Origin of the sequence: Promicromonospora soli (assembly GCF_014653785.1) — a bacterium.
Classification (GTDB): domain Bacteria; phylum Actinomycetota; class Actinomycetes; order Actinomycetales; family Cellulomonadaceae; genus Promicromonospora; species Promicromonospora soli.
The window spans coordinates 579,730-596,372 of record NZ_BNAS01000003.1; the positions used below are offsets into that span (position 1 = coordinate 579,730).

The window sequence follows — 16,643 nt, forward strand, 5'->3', positions numbered from 1 at the left end:
GTGCTCGCTCGGCAGCTGGTGGTTCAGCTTCTGCTTGCTCGACTCGGCACTGCCTGCTTTGGTGCCGCTTGGCTCAGGGCTTCCCGTTCTGGCCCCGCTCGCTTTGCGTCTGCTCGCTTCGGGCCTGCTCGCTTCGGTGTCGCCTGTCGCTGCACGGACTTTCTTGCGCTCGCTTGGTCCTTCAATCACTGGTCAACGCCCCCTTACGCCCCGGACATGTCCGCGACAGCAGCGGTCGAGCCAACCCACCAAAATGAGTATCGATGCAGGGTGCGGCCCCGATGCCGTCGGTTCAGGACGCCCAGGGTAGCGATACTGACGCTCCACGCAACAACGCATTCTCCCGATATGCGCTGATTCCCTTCGCCGCTCGGTGGACGGCTCGAAAGGCGACACCGCCACGGCTCGCGTACCGCTGGTGCTGTGCGCTGGCGAATACGGAGCTTCGGTCAGGCGCATGCGTAGCCGCTCATGACGAGTGGTCGGGTGCTGAGGCGGTGGCGGGCTAGCCGCCCGGGCCCAGTCGGGCGGCCGGTGTGTCATGTCTTGGGTGTGGGTTTGGTGGTGTGGATGGGGTTGCCGTGTCGGTCGGTGAAGTGCCAGCCGTTGTCGTAGTGCATGGTGATGCCTTGGCTGTCGACGAGGTCGTGGTGGTGCCAGCACAGCAGGGCGGCGTTGCTCACGCTGGTCTCGCCGCCATCGGCCCAGTGGCGCAGGGCGTGGTGGACTTCGCAGCGCGAGGGTGGTTGGTCGCACTGTCCCAGGACGCAGTGTTGGTCGCGGGCGATGACGGCTCGGCGTAGCTGTCCGGTGATGGTGCGTTGGGCGCGTCCGACGTCCAGCACCTGGGAGTCGGGTCCGAACACGATGCGGGTGATCTCGCTGTCGCACGCGATCCGGCGTAGCAGCGTGCTCGGTACGGGGGTGCCGGTCTCGGTGAACACCGCCGGACGCTGCACCCGGTCGGGGCCGGGCCTGGCAGGGCCTGTCGTGGTCGTGTTGATCACGCCGCCGAACACACCGGTCGCGCCCGGCTCGGGCGCGCTGGCTCCCGGCGGCCGGGTCGGTTCGGTGACGTCGCCGGTCCCGGTGAACAGCGTGCCGGTCTGGTTCGTGCCGGTCGTGCTGGTGAGGCCGTTGCCGGTGGCACCCAGGCCCGCCGTGCCCGTCGTGCCGTTGGCGCCCGTGCCCGTCCTGCCCGTGCTGGTGGTGCCTGTGGTGGTGTTCGTGGTGCGGGCGAGGATGTGGAGCTCGGTCCAGGAGACGGTCACGGTCAGGTGGGGGCGCACGGAGGCGCCGGTGCCGGTGTGCCCGTTGTCCAGCACGGTGCGGGCGAGGTCGGCCAGGGCCTGGGCGCGGCGTTGTCCGGGGGTGCGGTCGTCCCCGGCGGCCGGGGCGCCCATGACGGACCCGATCGCGGTGGTCAGGCCCTGCCCGTGCTCCTCGGTCAGGAATCCGGACAGGTGGTACCCGCCCAGGGTGGGGGACACGTCCAGGTATTCGCGGTCCTTGGTCTTGGTGTAGCCGCGTTCGTCGGCGTCGGGGTCGGCGTGCCGGGCGAAGTAGCGCACCAGTCCCCGGAACCGGTCCGGGCCGTTGTCGGCCGACCAGTCCAGCAGCTGCTCCTCCCACGTCGGCGACCCAACCCCAGCAGGACCAGCAGGACCGTTGGGCGCGGGCCCGTCACCCGGGCCGCTTCTCGTCTCACCAGCTATACCACCGCTCGTGTCACCAGCCGCGTCACCAGCCGTGTCACCGGCCGGGTCACTGTCCGCGTCACCGCTGGTGTCGCTGTCCGTGCCGGCCGTGCCAGCCGTGCCGTCCCGTGCCGGTCGTGTCGGGGTTGTGGGTCCGGTGGTAGGCAGGTCGATCGCGGGCGCACCGAGGGCGTCGGTGCGTGGCGTGCTGGTGGTCGCCACCTCGACCAGGGCGCGGACCTTGTCCACCCCGATGTTCCCGGCCAGGACCTTGGTCAGCGTCGCCGGCAGATGGTCCCGCAGAGCCCGGGCCGTACGCACGTCTCTCCGTGCGGTCAGGGTCTGTACGTCCTCGACCCGCGCCAGCCAGACCGCGAACGACCTCGCCCCGGTCACCGCCCACGACCCCTCGGCCTCGATCCGGGGCAGCACCGACCACCGCACCGCGTCCATCCGGGCACCCGCCACCCGCAGCCGCGCCGAGACCCCCACCAGACGCGAGACCGCCACCGGCCCGGCCGGGACAAGACCGCCAGCACCAGCGCCGGCACGGTGGCCGTCCCGTGCTTCCGGACCCAACGCCGCGGCCAGCTCGTCCAGCAGCCCGTCCACGTCGTCCAGGACCTCCTCCACCGGGCGCGGGACACCGCCGTCGTACCGGCCTGCCGGCATGCTCCCCACCCCATTCCCGCCACGCACACCGGGAGCCCCAGTCGGGCTCCCTGACCTACCCCCGATCCTATCGAACAAACGTGCGCACCGATGGGCCAATAAAGAATCTGTGGATAACCCTTCGAGGGCTCAACAGGGGGTGGCAGAGCGGTCGTGCGCTCCTGCGGACGCGCGAAAGCCCGACGCCGGGCCGGCTTAACCCCTGGGGTGGTGGGGAGCGGAGAGAGATCGGCGACCGGCACGGCGTCGGGCGGCTTGAGGTTGGCGCCTAGGCGCCACGAACAGAAATCTGGAAGAAGTTCCGGAACAGCGAGACGCGAGAGGGGGGAGGGGATGAGCGGCGGGGCGCACGCCCCGGTGACGGGGCGCCCCTGACCTCAGGGCCGGTCGACGGGCGAGCCCACCAGGTACCCCTGGTACGCGGGGCTGGTGAGAAACGCCGGGAAGTCGTCCTCGAGGGCGACCGCGCGGAAGATCGCAGCCGCGTCGTCGATCCGGTTCCCGCGATCGTGCGGCAGCGTGGCGACGACGTCGAGCAGGATCGCCTCGACCCGCTCGCGCGTCACCAGCAGCTGGTCGTCGTCGGTCACGGTGCCCGAGGCGATCCACTGCCACACCTGCGACCGCGAGATCTCGGCCGTGGCGGCGTCCTCCATGAGGTTGTCGAGCGCTGCGGCTCCCGTTCCCCGGAGCCACGCGTCGATGTAGCGGACGGCCACCGAGACGTTCGACCGCAGTCCGGCCGACGTCACCGTCGCCCCCGCGCGGCGGGCCGACGCGACGTCGAGCAGCTCGTGCTGCCCCACCGCGACGTCGGGCAGCTGCCGCGAGACCTGGTTCGGCGCGTCACCGAGGACGGCGTCGAACTCGGCCTCGGCCACCGGGATGAGGTCGGGATGGGCCACCCACGTGCCGTCGAAGCCGTCGCCGGCCTCGCGCTTCTTGTCCCCGGCGACCTGCTGGAACGCCTGCCTGGTGACCTCCGGGTTGCGGCGGTCCGGGATGAACGCGCTCATCCCGCCGATGGCGTGCGCCCCGCGCTTGTGGCACGTGGCCACGAGCAGCTCGGTGTAGGCACGCATGAACGGTGCGGTCATGGTGACCTGCGCACGGTCCGGCAGCACGTACGAGTCGCCGCGCGTGCGGAAGCACTTGATCACCGAGAACAGGTAGTCCCAGCGGCCGGCGTTGAGGCCGGCGCAGTGGTCGCGCAGCTCATAGAGGATCTCCTCCATCTCGAACGCCGCGGGCAGCGTCTCGATGAGCACCGTCGCGCGGATGGTCCCGCGCGGGATGCCGAGCGCGTCCTGCGCGACCTCGAACACCTCGTTCCAGAGCCGCGCCTCCTTGTATCCCTCTAGCTTGGGCAGGTAGAAGTACGGACCGCGTCCGCGCGCGATGAGCTCGGCTGCGTTGTGGAAGATGTAGAGACCGAAGTCGACGAGGCTGCCCAGTGCGCTGCTCGTGATGCCGTTCGCGTCCGTGTAGCGCAGGTGGGCCTCGTCGAGGTGCCAGCCGCGGGGGCGGAACACGATGGTCGGGAGGTCCACGATGTCGGCCGACCGCAGCGTGTACTCCTTGCCCGCCTCGTTCGTGAAGCTGAGCGTGCCGCGGATGGCGTCGTGCAGCGCGAGCTGCCCCTCCACCACGTTGGGCCACGTGGGGCTGGACGCGTCCTCCGCGTCGGCCAGCCAGCACCTGGCGCCCGAGTTGAGGGCGTTGATGGTCATCTTCGGGTCGGTGGGTCCCGTGATCTCGACGCGGCGGTCCTCCAGGCCGGGCGCATGACGCGAGCCGGCGACGCGCCAGTGCGGGTCGTCGCGCACCGGCCGCGTGGAGGCCCGGAAGTCCGGGTCGCTTCCGTCAGCGATGTCCTGGCGGCGCAGCTGGCGCTGCGCGATCAGCTCGTCGCGGGCGGCGTCGAACCGGTCGTGGAGCAGAGCGAGGAACGCCAGCGCGTCCGGGGTCAGGATCTCGCTGTACCGCGGCCCGACGGGACCGGTCACAGTGATCACGCCGCGGCGGGTGCCGGTTCTCGAGGCACCCACCCCGCCGCCCAGCAGCGAGCTCGGTGCCGAGCTCCTGGAGACCGGGGCGGAGTCGAGGTGCGACGCCGGCGGGGTGCCGATCCCGGCGAGGCCGGCGTCGGCGTCGTAGGGGCTGGTGCCCTGGCTTCGGGTGTCGATGGTGGCGGTCATCAGAACTGCGCCTCCTCGGTAGAACCGGCCAGGGCGGTGGTGGCGGAGTCGGGGTTGAGCGCCGTCGCCACGCGGTCGAAGTAGCCGGTGCCCACCTCGCGCTGGTGCTTGGTGGCGGTGTAACCGCGCTCCTCGGCGGCGAACTCGGCCTCCTGCAGCCGCACGTACGCCGACATCTGCTCGCGGGCGTAGCCGTGGGCCAGGTCGAACATCGAGTAGTTCAGCGCGTGGAAGCCGGCCAGGGTGATGAACTGGAACTTGAAGCCCATCGCGCCGAGCTCACGCTGGAACTTCGCGATCGTGTCGTCGTCCAGGTGCTTCTTCCAGTTGAACGACGGCGAGCAGTTGTAGCTCAGCATCTGGTCCGGGAAGTCGGCCTTCACGGCCTCGGCGAACTTGCGGGCGAGCTCCAGGTCGGGCGTTCCGGTCTCCATCCAGATCAGGTCGGAGTACGGCGCGTAGGCCTTGGCGCGGGCGATGCACGGCTCGATGCCGTTCGTCACCTTGTAGAAGCCCTCGTTGGTGCGCTCCCCGGTGATGAACGGGCGGTCGCGCTCGTCGACGTCGGAGGTGATCAGGGTCGCCGCCTCGGCGTCGGTCCGGGCGATCACGATCGACGGCACATCGGCGACGTCGGCCGCCAGGCGGGCCGCGTTCAGGGTGCGGACGTGCTGCTGCGTCGGGACGAGCACCTTGCCGCCGAGGTGGCCGCACTTCTTCTCCGAGGCGAGCTGGTCCTCCCAGTGCACGCCCGCGGCGCCCGACTGGATCATCGACTTCATCAGCTCGTACGCGTTGAGCGGGCCGCCGAAGCCCGCCTCGGCGTCGGCCACGATCGGGGCCAGCCAGTCGCGGGTGGGGGTGCCGTTCTCCGAGACGTCGATCTGGTCGGCCCGCAGGAGCGCGTTGTTGATGCGGCGGACGACGGCCGGCACCGAGTTGGCCGGGTAGAGCGACTGGTCGGGGTAGGTCTGCCCCGAGAGGTTTGCGTCGCCGGCGACCTGCCAGCCGGACAGGTAGATGGCCTGCAGGCCCGCCTTGACCTGCTGCACCGCCTGGTTGCCGGTCAGCGCCCCGAGGGCGTTGATGTAGTCCTCCTCGTGGAGCTGCCGCCACAGGCGCTCTGCGCCGCGGCGGGCGAGGGTGCTCTCCTCGCCGACCGAGCCGCGCAGCGCCACGACGTCCTCGGGGGTGTAGGTGCGCTCGATGCCCGCCCAGCGGGGATCGGACTCCCAGGACTGCTGCAGGTCCGCAGCGGTCTGCACCTGGTCGCCGGTGCGCACGGGCGTCGCCGCAGTCGTCTCGGACCCAGTTGTCGTGGACGCGGTGGCCTCTGACGTGGAATCGATCGTGGGTGCGCTCATGGCGGGTCTCCTTCTCGGACGGAACGTGTCACCGCGCTGCCGGGTGACGTGTAACGACCATCCGTCCTGCGCAACCCACATCTCAAGCAGAACTGAGTAGAAGATTTGGAGTTCTTCTGTTGATCGGAAGGCTGTCCGTATGTCACCCTCGGGCATGGCAGGAACGACCGAGAATCACAGAACCCCGCGAAACGCGACATCCTCGCGTCTCGCGCAGAACGGTCCTGGGCAGGCTTCTGGCCAGCGATCCGGGCTGGCAGCCGGGCAAGGAACCGGGCAGCCGGGCGGACAGAGATCCGGGCAGCCGGCCGGACAGAGATCCGGCCAGCGATCCGGACAGGCTCCCGGTCAGGCGTCCGGGCTGGCCCTCGGGCACCCGCAGGCCGAGCCGGACGCACTCACGATCGGACGCCGCATCCGGCACCTGCGGACGGGCAAGGGCATGACGCTCGAAGACCTCGCCTCCGCGATCGACCGGGCTCCGTCGCAGGTCAGCACGCTGGAGAACGGCAAGCGGGAGCCCAAGTTCTCCCAGCTGCAGGCCATCGCGCGGGCGCTCGGCGCCGACGTCGACGACCTGCTGTCGGCGGAGCCGCCGTCGGAGCGGGATGCGCTGGAGATCGAGCTCGAGCGGGCGCAGCGCGGCCCGCTGTTCGCGTCGCTCGGGATCGAGGGCGTGCGCATCGGCAAGTCGCTGCCCCACGACGCGCTCGCCACGATCCTGGCGCTGCACCGCGAGCTGGAGCGCCTGCACACGGAGCGCGCGGCCACGCCGGAGGAGGCGCGTCGGGCCAACGGGGAGCTCCGCGACGAGATGCGCGCCAAGGACAACTACCTGCCCGAGCTGGAACAGGTCGCGAAGGAGCTGCTCGCCGACGTCGGGCACACGTCCGGGCCGCTGCCGCAGCGCATGGCCGCCGAGATCGCGGCGCACCTCGGCTTCACGCTCCACTACGTGAGCGACCTGCCGCACTCGACGCGCTCCGTCATCGACACGCGGAACCGGCGTCTCTACCTGCCGTCCAAGGGGTTCCGGGGGCGTTCGAACACCCGCTCGGCGCTGCTGCAGGCGCTCGCCTCTCACGTGCTCGACCACACGGAGCCTGGCGACTACGGCGAGTTCCTGCGCCAGCGGGTCGAGGCCAACTACCTGGCAGCGGCACTGATGGTGCCGGAGAAGCCGGGCGTGAAGTTCTTGCGCGACGCCAAGGACGAGCGCTCCATGGCGATCGAGGACCTGCGTGACGCCTTCGGGGTGTCGTTCGAGACGGCGGCGCACCGGTTCACGAACCTCGCGACGCGACACCTCGGCATCCCGGTGCACTTCATGAAGGTCCACGAGTCGGGGATCCTGCACAAGGCGTACGAGAACGACGGCGTGCGGTTTCCCTCGGACGCCCTGGGCGCGGTCGAGGGGCAGCACGTGTGCAAGAAGTGGACGGCGCGCCGGGTGTTCGACATCGAGGACCGGTTCAACCCGTACGCGCAGTACACGGACACGCCCACGGGCACCTACTGGTGCACGTCGCGCGTGGAGAACACACCTGACGGCGCCTTCTCCGTGTCGGTGGGCGTGCCGTTCGCGCACGTCAAGTGGTTCGAGGGGCGCGAGACGACGGAGCGAAACGCCTCGCGCTGCCCTGACGAGTCCTGCTGCCGGCGTCCGCCCGAGGAGCTCTCCGCCAAGTGGGGCGACTTCGCCTGGCCCTCCGCGCGCCCCCACGCGTCGATGCTGGCTGCGATGCCGTCCGGCGCGTACCCGGGGGTGGAGACCACGGAGGTCTACCGGTTCCTGGAGCGGCACGCTCCGGAGGACTGACGACGGGCAGGGCTCCGGACGACACGCTCCGGACGACACGCTCCGGACGGCTGAGGCGGCCGGTCAGCTGTCCGGCCGGACACCGAGCATGCGGTCCCGCTGGCGGGTCATCTCCTCGGCCAGCCCCTGGACGACGGCGGCCACCGCGGGCCGACGCCAGGACTCGCTGCGGATCACCGCCCAGTAGGGCAGGCGCTCGGTGACCTCTTCGGGCATGAGCCGCACCAGGTCGTCGTGCCGGTCGGCCATGAAGCACGGCAGGAATCCGAGCCCCGCCCCGGCCCGGGTGGCCTCGACGTGCACGAACACGTTGGTGGAGGCCAGCGCGTCCTGCATGCCGGGTACGAGGCGGCGCGGCGCGTCGAGGTCGTTCACCTGGAGCATGGAGTCGACGAAGTAGACGAGCCCGTGCTGGGACATCTCGGCGACCGTGGAGGGCGTGCCGTGTCGCGCCAGGTAGTCGCGCGAGCCGTACATCCCGAGCACGTACTCGCCCAGACGCACGGCCTTCGCCCGCTGGACGCTCAGGTCACCCACGACGACGTCGATGTCGACCCCCGAGCGGTGGTGGGTCGCCACGCGGGTGACCGTGACGAGCTCGACGGACAGCTCCGGGTGCGCGCCCCGCAGCCGGGCGATCGCGGGGGAGGCGACGTACGCGCTGAACCCGTCGGTCGCCGTCATGCGGACGACGCCGGTGATCGGATCGGCCTCGGTATCGCCCGCGATGAGCCGGTCGACGGCGTCCGACACCGCCTCGCCCGCCCGTGCCGCGCGCCTGCCGAACGTCGTGAGCTCCCAGCCGTCCGCGCCGCGCACCAGGAGACGGCCGCCGAGGGCGCGTTCCAGCGCGGTGATGTTGCGGGCGACGGTGGTGTGGTTGACGCCGAGCGCCCGTGCCGCCGTCGTGTACCGGCCCGTGCGGGCCACCTCCAGCAGCACCAGGAGCTGGTCGGCCACCTGGCCGGCCGGCGGATCGTTGCGGGCGGGCATGCGGGGACAGTACCAAGCACCAGGTGTGCATTCGTGCACACGTGGTCTGCCGACTTCGTCATTGCTGCGCACAGTGCTTCCCGGGAACACTCAGGCAGGTCACACCCGTGTCAGAGTCGACACCTAGGAGCAGCATGTCTGCACAGCAGAGCACCACGGCACCGGAGGACCGGTCGCTGATCAGGCGTATCGTCGCCGCCTCGATGGCCGGCACTGTCGTCGAGTGGTACGACTTCTTCCTCTACGCGACCGCCTCGGCGCTCGTGTTCAACAAGGTCCTCATGCCCGAGACGGGCAACGAGTACGACGCGATCATCGCGGCGTTCGTGACCTACGCCGTGGGCTTCCTCGCCCGTCCCCTCGGCGGCGTCATCTTCGGCCACCTGGGCGACAAGCTCGGGCGCAAGCACACCCTGCAGTTCACGATCCTGCTCATCGGCGCCGCGACCGTGCTCATGGGCTGCCTGCCGACGTTCCAGCAGGTGGGGTTCCTCGCCCCGGCGCTCCTGGTGATCCTGCGCTTCGTGCAGGGTGTGGCGCTCGGCGGGGAGTGGGGCGGCGCAGTGCTGCTCGTCGCGGAGCACAGCAAGGACGACGAGCGGGCCCGCTGGACGGCGTGGCCGCAGGCGGGCGTCCCCGGCGGCAACCTCCTCGCGACGGTGGTGCTCTACACGATGTCCGGCACGCTCAGTGACGCCGCGTTCCTCGCCTGGGGCTGGCGCGTCGCGTTCTGGCTCTCCGCCGTGGTCATCGTCATCGGCTACTACGTGCGGACCAGGGTCTCGGACGCCCCGATCTACGAGGAGACGAAGGCCGAGATCTCCGATGGCACCAAGAGCTACGGCGTCCTCGAGGTGATCAGGCGCTACCCGCGTGGCGTGCTGACCGGCATGGGCCTGCGGTTCGCGGAGAACATCCTGTACTACCTCGTGGTGAGCTTCTCGATCGTCTATCTCGGGACGGCGCTCGGCATGGACACCACGGGCATCCTCGGCGTCGTCGCGGCGGCGCACGCGTTCCACTTCGTGGTGATCCTCGTCGTGGGGCGCCTGGCCGACAGCATCGGACGCAAGCCGCTGTACGTGGCCGGCGCCATCCTCGGCGCGACCTGGTGCTGGTTCGCCTTCCCGGCGATGGACACCCGGAACATGTGGGTGATCCTCGCTGTCCTCATGGCCGGCCTGCTGTTCCACGCCATGATGTACGCGGTGCAGCCGGCGATCATGTCGGAGATGTTCCCGACCCGGATGCGGTACTCGGGTGTCTCGATCAGCTACCAGGTCACGTCCATCGTGGCCGGCTCCCTCGCCCCGATCCTGGCCACCACCTGGCTCAAGAACACGGGCTCCTGGTGGCCCACCGCCGTCTACATGGCCATCGCGGCGGCGATCACGCTGGTCGCGGCGCTCGCACTCCGCGAGACTCGGGGTGCCTCGCTGCATGCCCTCGACGCCGAGGACCAGGCCCGCGAGCGCGCGCTCGCGTTGCAGGACGACTGAGTGCGGGCCGAGCCGGCGCACGACGTCCTGCCCCGCGATGTCCTGGCCCGCGACGGCCCGGCCCGCGATCTCCCAGCGCACCCGATCGACCACAGCACGACCGAGGAGAAGGACGGACGATGAACCCGACCCTGGAGGGCCGCCGGGCCCTGGTGACCGGCGGTGCGAGCGGCATCGGCGCCGCGTGCGCACGTGAGCTCGCCGCGCGCGGAGCGTACGTCACGGTGGCCGACCTGGACGGCGACGGCGCCAAGGCGGTCGCCGAGGAGGTGGGCGGCGAGGCGTGGGTGGTGGACCTGTCCGACACCCGCGCGCTCGACACCCTCGAGCTGGAGGCGGACGTGCTGGTGAACAACGCCGGCATCCAGCGGGTGAGCCCGATCCAGGACTTCGCGCCGGACGACTTCCGGCTGGTCCATCGGATCATGGTCGAGGCGCCGTTCCTGCTCGTCCGGGCGGCGCTGCCCGGCATGTACGCGCGGGGCTGGGGCCGGGTCGTCAACATCTCGTCGGTGCACGGCCTGGTGGCCTCACCGTTCAAGTCGGCGTACGTCTCGGCCAAGCACGCACTGGAGGGCCTGTCCAAGGTGACCGCCCTGGAGGGTGGCGAGCACGGGGTGACCAGCGTCTGCGTCAGCCCCGGCTACGTCCGCACGCCGCTGATCGAGAAGCAGATCGCCCAGCAGGCGAAGGTGCACGGGATCCCGGAGTCCGAGGTGCTGGCGAAGGTCATGCTCGCGGAGTCCGCGGTGAAGCGGCTGGTCGAGCCCGGTGAGGTGGCCTCGCTGGTCGGGTGGCTCACGGGGCCGGACGCCGCGATGGTGTCCGGCGCCTCGTGGACGATGGACGGCGGATGGAGCGCGCGATGATGAGGAGTGCGGGATCGTGTTCGCGTGGCCCTGCTGATCGTCGGGCCCGGAGCCTGACCGGGAACCCGACCGGAACCTGATCACAGAAGCGGAATGGAGTCGAAGATGACTGAGCTCGGTAGTGCTGGGACGGGTAGCGCTGCGATAAGCAGCGGGTTCGACAAGGTGGTCGCCAGCGCGGCCGAGGCCGTCGCCGACATCCCCGACGGGGCCTCGCTGGCCGTGGGTGGCTTCGGCCTGTGCGGCAACCCGATCGCGTTGATCGAGGCGCTCCTGGCGCAGGGCACGACGGACCTGTCCGTGGTGAGCAACAACTGCGGCGTCGACGACTGGGGGCTCGGCGTGCTGCTGAGCGCCCAGCGCGTCCGCAAGATGACCAGCTCGTACGTCGGTGAGAACAAGGAGTTCGAGCGCCAGTTCCTCTCGGGCGAGCTCGAGGTGGAGCTCACCCCGCAGGGCACGCTCGCCGAGAAGCTCCGCGCCGGTGGCGCGGGCATCGCCGCTTTCTTCACCCGCACGGGCGTCGGCACCCAGGTGGCCGACGGCGGCCTCCCGCGCAAGTACGACGGAGCCGGTGGCGTGTCCATCGCGTCCACCCCCAAGGAGGTCCGCACGTTCACGACCGGGAGCGGCGCCGGCGCGAAATCCGCCGAGTACGTCCTGGAGGAGGCGATCAGCACCGACTTCGCGCTGGTGCACGCCCTGCGCGGCGACCGGCACGGGAACCTCGTGTTCAACAAGTCGGCCCGCAACTTCTCGCCGCTCGCGGCTATGGCGGGGCGCGTGTGCATCGCGCAGGTCGAGGAGCTCGTCGAGCCGGGGGAGATCGACCCGGACGCCGTACACCTGCCGGGCGTGTACGTGCACCGCGTGGTGCACGTCGGCACCGACATCGAGAAGCGGATCGAGCGGCGCACGGTCGCTCCGTCGCCGTCGGACACCACCCCGGACACGAAGGGAGCCTGAACCATGGCCTTGACACGACACGAGATGGCCGCGCGCGCCGCGCGCGAGCTGACCGACGGCATGTACGTGAACCTGGGCATCGGGCTGCCGACGCTCGTACCGAACTACGTGCCGGAGGGCAGGCACCTGGTGCTGCAGTCCGAGAACGGGATTCTCGGTGTGGGGCCGTACCCCACCCAGGACGCCGTGGACCCCGACCTGATCAACGCGGGCAAGGAGACGGTGACCCTGCTGCCCGGCTCGTCGATCTTCGACTCCGCGATGTCGTTCGGCATGATCCGCGGCGGCAAGATCGACGCCGCGATCCTGGGCGGCATGCAGGTTTCGGCGGAGGGTGACCTGGCCAATTGGATGATCCCCGGCAAGATGGTCAAGGGCATGGGCGGCGCGATGGACCTGGTGCACGGCGCCGGCCGCGTGATCGTCCTGATGGAGCACGTGGCGCGCGACGGGTCGCCGAAGATCCTGCGCTCCTGCACTCTCCCCCTGACCGGCAAGGGTGTGGTGAACCGGATCATCACCGACCTGGCGGTGCTCGACGTGACCCCGTCCGGGCTGGTCCTGCGGGAGCTCGCGCCGGGGGTGACGGCCGAGGAGGTTCTCGACAAGACGGAGCCGGAGGTCACGGTGGAGCTCGTCGGGTCGCCGGGCTGAAGCCGGGTTGAGCCCATGTTGAAGCCGGGTTGAACCGGCACCGAATCCCGGGGGATACGCTGAGAGGAACGGCCAAAGGAGGTCTCATGACTGACCCGATTTCCACTCCGAGAGGTGCCACAAGCACCGATCCGAGTGCCACTGATCTGAACGCGAAAAACAGCGCTGACGACGTGGTGATCGTCTCGGCGGCGCGGACGCCGCAGGGGCGGCTGAAGGGCTCCCTGTCGGCGCTGAGCGCTGTCGAGCTCGGCGCCGTGGCGGCGCGACGTGCCCTGGAGGGCGCGGGGGCACTCGCGGCCGACGTCGACAAGGTGGTCTTCGGCCAGGTGATCCAGGCGGGCGCGGGGCAGAACCCGGCCCGGCAGACCGCGGTGGCCGCGGGCGTGGCGTGGGACGTGCAGTCCGTGACGATCAACAAGGTGTGCCTCTCCGGGCTGACGGCGATCATCGACGGCGCGCGGCTGCTGCGCACGGGCGAGGCGTCGGTGGTGCTGGTGGGCGGGCAGGAGTCGATGACGAACGCCCCGCACCTGCTGGCCGGGTCCCGGTTCGGGTTCGGCTATGGCACGGCCGAGCTGCTGGACGCCACGGCCCACGACGCCCTGACGGACGCGTTCGATGGCGTCTCCATGGGTGTCTCGACGGAGGACCACAACTCGGGCTCGGTGTTCGTGTCGCGGCAGGAGCAGGACGAGATTGCTGCCGCGTCGCACCAGCGCGCCGCCGCGGCCGCGAAGGACGGCGTGTTCGAGGCGGAGCTGGCGCCCGTGTTGGTGCCGCAGCGCCGAGGCGAACCGGTGGAGGTACGCACCGACGAGGGCGTTCGGCCCGACACGACACCTGAGTCGCTGGCGAAGCTGCGCCCCGCGTTCGCGGGCCAGGGGAGCCTGACTGCGGGCAACTCGTCGCAGATCTCCGACGGCGCGGCGGCGCTCGTGCTCACGACCCGAGGACGTGCGGAGGCGGCCGGTGTTCCCGTGCTCGCGACCGTTCGCTCGCACGGCCAGGTGGCCGGCCCGGACAACTCGCTGCACTCCCAGCCGGCGCAGGCGATCGCCCAGGCCCTTGACCGGGAGGGGTGGACGGCGGAGGACCTCGACCTCGTCGAGATCAACGAGGCGTTCGCCGTGGTGGTCGGGGTGTCCGCCAAGGCTCTCGGCCTGCCGCTGGACATCGTCAACGTGCACGGCGGCGGGATCGCTCTGGGCCACCCCGTGGGGGCGTCCGGCGCTCGCATCGCTGTCCACGCGGCGCACGAGCTGGCGCGGCGCGGGGGAGGCCGGGCCGCCGTGGGCCTGTGCGGCGGTGGAGGCCAGGGAGAGGCCCTGCTCCTGGAGTTCTGAGGCCCTGCGGTCGAGCTTGACGTCGCTGGTCGAGCTTGACGTCGCTGGTCGAGCTTGTCGAGACCCAGGTCTCGACAAGCTCGACCAGCGGGGGGCTCGACCAGCGGGGGGCTCGACCAGCGGGGGCTCACCAGCCGCGGTCAGTGGGTCTCGCGGTCCTTGGCGTCGCCGATGTACTCGCGGACCTCGTCGGCGCGCCCGTCGAGGTTCATGTCCGCCGTACGCGCGCGCCGCGCGTCCCAGCGCAACGAGACAGCGCCGAGGATCGCTGCCACCACGGAGCCGCCGAGGATCGCGATCTTGGCGCCGTCCGCGTGCTCGGAGTCCCCGAAGGACAGCTCGCTGATCAGCAGCGACACGGTGAACCCGATGCCGGCCAGGAACCCGACGGGCAGCAGGTCGCGCACGCCGATGCCGTCGGGCAGACGCAGCGGCGTGATCCGCGTGATCAGCGCCGTGGTGCCCAGCACGCCCACGAGCTTGCCCAGGACGAGGCCGGCGGCGATCGCCGCGACGACCGGCTGCCCGATCACGGCGCCGGGACCGTCACCGTCGAGCAGCGAGACGCCCGCCGCGAAGAACGCGAACACGGGCAGGGCGAAGCCTGACGAGACGGGCTTGATCCTGTGCTCGTACTGGGCGGTGCGCGACCGGGCCTCGCCGTGCATGGCGATCGCCGGGACGGTGAAGCCGAGCAGCACACCCGCGATGGTCGCGTGGATGCCCGACGCATGCATCAGGGCCCAGGCCACGATCGCGAGCGGCAGCAGGACGAACCACCGGGGCCCGCGCGAGCGGACGTGCCACCAGAACAGCGCGACGCAGACGAGCGTGCCGAGCAGCGACAGCCAGTGGATCTCGCTGGTGTAGAAGATGGCGATCACGACGATCGCCAGCAGGTCGTCCACCACGGCGAGCGTGAGCAGGAAGGTCCGGATGGCGGCAGGCAGCCCCCGGCCGAAGATCGCCAGGACACCCACGGCGAACGCGATGTCGGTTGCAGTCGGGATAGCCCAGCCATGCAGGGCCCTGGAGTCGCCGAGCGCCAGAAGGGTGCCGACGTAGATGAGGGCGGGCACGGCCATGCCGCCCACCGCGGCGATCATGGGGACGCCGGCTTCCTTCGGGTTGCGCAGGCTGCCCGCGACGAACTCCTGCTTGAGCTCCACGCCGACCACGAAGAAGAAGATCGCGAGCAGCCCGTCGGCGGCCCACGCGGAGAGAGGCAGGTCGAGGTGGACCGGCAGCGGCCCGATCGCGGCGGGTCCCACCACGGTGTCGGACAGGGTCTCGTAGGCGTCTCGCCAGGGAGAGTTGGCCCAGAGGAGGGCCAGGAACGCGGCCCCGATCAGGAGGGCGCCGCCCGTCGTCTCGCGGGAGATCCACGTGCGCAGGCGCTGGACTCGGGTGGGGGCAGGAGCGTTGATGATCAACGGCTGGCCTCTCGGGTTTGCGGGTCGTCTGAGACGGACCGGTCGACCCGGTCCACGCCGACCAGACTTCCCGGCACTCCCTGCGTCTTACCCTACCTGCCCACACATGGTCCTACTCCGACGCCAGCTCCGCGCACGCATTGCGCAGCTTGGTGATCGTGTTCCAGTTCCGCGCCGTTGTCGGCGCGCCGACCGCCCGGTCGATGACCTTCGGGGTGAGCTTCGACCGGCCTATCCCGTCCGCGTAGTGCACGTACAGCACGCCGACGGCGGTCGCGAGCACCTCACGGCCGGCGTTGGCCAGGTCGAGCCGGGCTACGCCCGCCTCGTCGAGATCGCCGAACGGGACGTGCACCTGCAGCTGGGCCGGGTGGTCCCGGGCGGCGGCCGTGAAAGGGTTGGCGCCGGCGATCGCCTCCAGCTGCTGGCCGCTCAGCCCCACGGCGGGCACGTCCTGGCCCAGGCGCGCGGCGAGCTGCTCCTGTACGAGGCGCGCGACGTCGTCGGCCCGCGTCACGCCCGATGTGCCGGGCGTGACCACGAGATTGCCGCTGTTGAGCAGCGTGCGGGCCGCGCCGAGGCCGGCGTCGTCGGCGGCGCCGCGCAGGTCCGCGGACGTGACGCGCAGGCCAGGCCCGATGTTCACGGCGCGCAGGAGGACGGCGAAGCAGATCATGCGGCCCATCCTGCCGTCTCGGCGCGTCTTCCAGCGAGTTTTGCCGTTTTTTGAATGAATCGTCAAGCTATTGCCAGCGTGTGAACAATTCGTGACAACTTGCGACCCACCGGGGCGAGGGTCTGGTCATGGCTTGGCCGGGCGCGTAGTTTCCACCTCAGGGACGGCACCCAGTCGCCCCTTCGGGAGGCCAACCTATGGAGTGCTCGCTCCGTGGAGAAGGGCCGGTCCCGGCTCGACGCCACGACGCGGCGCACCGAGTCGGTCATCCGGCCCATCCACCAGCCCCGGTTCGTCCGGGTCGGTTCCGCCGACAGGCGGTGCTCGCCAGGTAGCGAAGAGGCTGTCACGGCGTTTCGGCGCCGGAGGGAGAACCGCAGTGAGCCATTCCGCACACACCACCCGTCCGTCCGACCAGAGTGCCGACGCCGCTCCCGGCGCGGCAGGTGACGAACGC

At 70.7% G+C, this 16,643-nt stretch carries 13 protein-coding genes; 7 read left to right on the plus strand and 6 right to left on the minus strand.

All coding sequences use genetic code 11. The features are described 5' to 3' along the window. Nucleotides 1–539: 539 nt before the first annotated feature. The 3 genes from IE250_RS24540 to aceA form a co-directional block, all read right to left on the minus strand. Complete coding sequence (locus IE250_RS24540) at nucleotides 540–2,369, minus strand: HNH endonuclease signature motif containing protein (protein ID WP_229872402.1); 1,830 nt, start codon at nucleotides 2,367–2,369, stop codon at nucleotides 540–542. Nucleotides 2,370–2,746: 377 nt separating this feature from the next. After that, a complete protein-coding gene (aceB, locus tag IE250_RS12700; RefSeq protein ID WP_229872403.1) occupies nucleotides 2,747–4,567 on the minus strand; it encodes a malate synthase A in 1,821 nt (606 codons plus the stop codon). Next, nucleotides 4,567–5,931: an isocitrate lyase gene (gene aceA / locus IE250_RS12705; RefSeq protein ID WP_229872404.1), complete on the minus strand. Its 1,365-nt coding sequence runs from the start codon at nucleotides 5,929–5,931 to the stop codon at nucleotides 4,567–4,569. Before aceA ends, aceB begins: the two co-directional genes overlap by 1 nt. 361 nt (nucleotides 5,932–6,292) lie before the next feature. Here aceA and IE250_RS12710 point away from each other — a divergent pair, with 361 nt between their 5' ends. Next, nucleotides 6,293–7,750 carry a helix-turn-helix transcriptional regulator gene (locus tag IE250_RS12710; RefSeq protein ID WP_189669755.1) on the plus strand — a complete coding sequence of 486 codons (1,458 nt, stop codon included), beginning with the start codon at nucleotides 6,293–6,295 and terminating at the stop codon, nucleotides 7,748–7,750. Between the two features lie 63 nt (nucleotides 7,751–7,813). Here IE250_RS12710 and IE250_RS12715 read toward each other — a convergent pair whose 3' ends face one another. Further along, the gene (locus IE250_RS12715; protein ID WP_189669622.1) at nucleotides 7,814–8,743 is read right to left on the minus strand and encodes a LysR family transcriptional regulator; all 930 of its coding nucleotides are present in this window, start codon (nucleotides 8,741–8,743) and stop codon (nucleotides 7,814–7,816) included. Nucleotides 8,744–8,877: 134 nt separating this feature from the next. On the opposite strand from IE250_RS12715, the gene IE250_RS12720 reads away from it, so the two are divergent. The 6 genes from IE250_RS12720 (at nucleotide 8,878) to IE250_RS12740 (ending at nucleotide 14,077) form a co-directional block, all read left to right on the plus strand. Next, on the plus strand, nucleotides 8,878–10,242 hold the full coding sequence (locus tag IE250_RS12720) for an MFS transporter (protein WP_189669623.1): 1,365 nt from the start codon (nucleotides 8,878–8,880) through the stop codon (nucleotides 10,240–10,242). Continuing rightward, complete coding sequence (locus IE250_RS24855) at nucleotides 10,243–10,365, plus strand: hypothetical protein (RefSeq protein WP_268247821.1); 123 nt, start codon at nucleotides 10,243–10,245, stop codon at nucleotides 10,363–10,365. Beyond that, entirely contained in the window at nucleotides 10,362–11,111 is a 750-nt protein-coding gene (locus tag IE250_RS12725) for a 3-hydroxybutyrate dehydrogenase (RefSeq protein WP_189669624.1), read from the plus strand. The genes IE250_RS24855 and IE250_RS12725 overlap by 4 nt, the downstream gene beginning before the upstream one ends. A gap of 105 nt (nucleotides 11,112–11,216) precedes the next feature. Then, complete coding sequence (locus IE250_RS12730; protein ID WP_229872405.1) at nucleotides 11,217–12,077, plus strand: CoA transferase subunit A; 861 nt, start codon at nucleotides 11,217–11,219, stop codon at nucleotides 12,075–12,077. Nucleotides 12,078–12,080: 3 nt separating this feature from the next. After that, nucleotides 12,081–12,731 (plus strand): CoA transferase subunit B, encoded by a 651-nt coding sequence (locus IE250_RS12735; RefSeq protein ID WP_189669625.1) that lies wholly within the window; start codon nucleotides 12,081–12,083, stop codon nucleotides 12,729–12,731. 173 nt (nucleotides 12,732–12,904) lie between these two features. Further along, nucleotides 12,905–14,077, plus strand: a complete 1,173-nt coding sequence (locus IE250_RS12740) for an acetyl-CoA C-acyltransferase (RefSeq protein ID WP_373301681.1) — start codon at nucleotides 12,905–12,907, stop codon at nucleotides 14,075–14,077. 140 nt (nucleotides 14,078–14,217) lie between these two features. Here the strand turns inward: IE250_RS12740 and nhaA are convergent, their stop codons facing one another. Together nhaA and IE250_RS12750 are read right to left on the minus strand one after the other, a co-directional pair. Further along, nucleotides 14,218–15,510 carry a Na+/H+ antiporter NhaA gene (gene nhaA / locus IE250_RS12745; RefSeq protein ID WP_189669626.1) on the minus strand — a complete coding sequence of 431 codons (1,293 nt, stop codon included), beginning with the start codon at nucleotides 15,508–15,510 and terminating at the stop codon, nucleotides 14,218–14,220. 112 nt (nucleotides 15,511–15,622) lie between these two features. Next, nucleotides 15,623–16,186: a DUF1697 domain-containing protein gene (locus IE250_RS12750; RefSeq protein ID WP_189669627.1), complete on the minus strand. Its 564-nt coding sequence runs from the start codon at nucleotides 16,184–16,186 to the stop codon at nucleotides 15,623–15,625. Nucleotides 16,187–16,643 lie beyond the last annotated feature (457 nt).

Excerpts from the sequence above, each read along its gene's own strand:
- IE250_RS12715 (WP_189669622.1), bottom strand. The coding sequence starts at position 8,743 with ATGCCCGCCCGCAACGATCCGCCGGCCGGCCAGGTGGCCGACCAGCTC.
- IE250_RS12735 (WP_189669625.1), top strand. The coding sequence starts at position 12,081 with ATGGCCTTGACACGACACGAGATGGCCGCGCGCGCCGCGCGCGAGCTG.
- aceA (WP_229872404.1), bottom strand. The coding sequence starts at position 5,931 with ATGAGCGCACCCACGATCGATTCCACGTCAGAGGCCACCGCGTCCACG.
- IE250_RS12750 (WP_189669627.1), bottom strand. The coding sequence starts at position 16,186 with ATGATCTGCTTCGCCGTCCTCCTGCGCGCCGTGAACATCGGGCCTGGC.
- IE250_RS12725 (WP_189669624.1), top strand. The coding sequence starts at position 10,362 with ATGAACCCGACCCTGGAGGGCCGCCGGGCCCTGGTGACCGGCGGTGCG.
- aceB (WP_229872403.1), bottom strand. The coding sequence starts at position 4,567 with ATGACCGCCACCATCGACACCCGAAGCCAGGGCACCAGCCCCTACGAC.
- IE250_RS12730 (WP_229872405.1), top strand. The coding sequence starts at position 11,217 with ATGACTGAGCTCGGTAGTGCTGGGACGGGTAGCGCTGCGATAAGCAGC.
- IE250_RS12720 (WP_189669623.1), top strand. The coding sequence starts at position 8,878 with ATGTCTGCACAGCAGAGCACCACGGCACCGGAGGACCGGTCGCTGATC.
- IE250_RS24540 (WP_229872402.1), bottom strand. The coding sequence starts at position 2,369 with ATGCCGGCAGGCCGGTACGACGGCGGTGTCCCGCGCCCGGTGGAGGAG.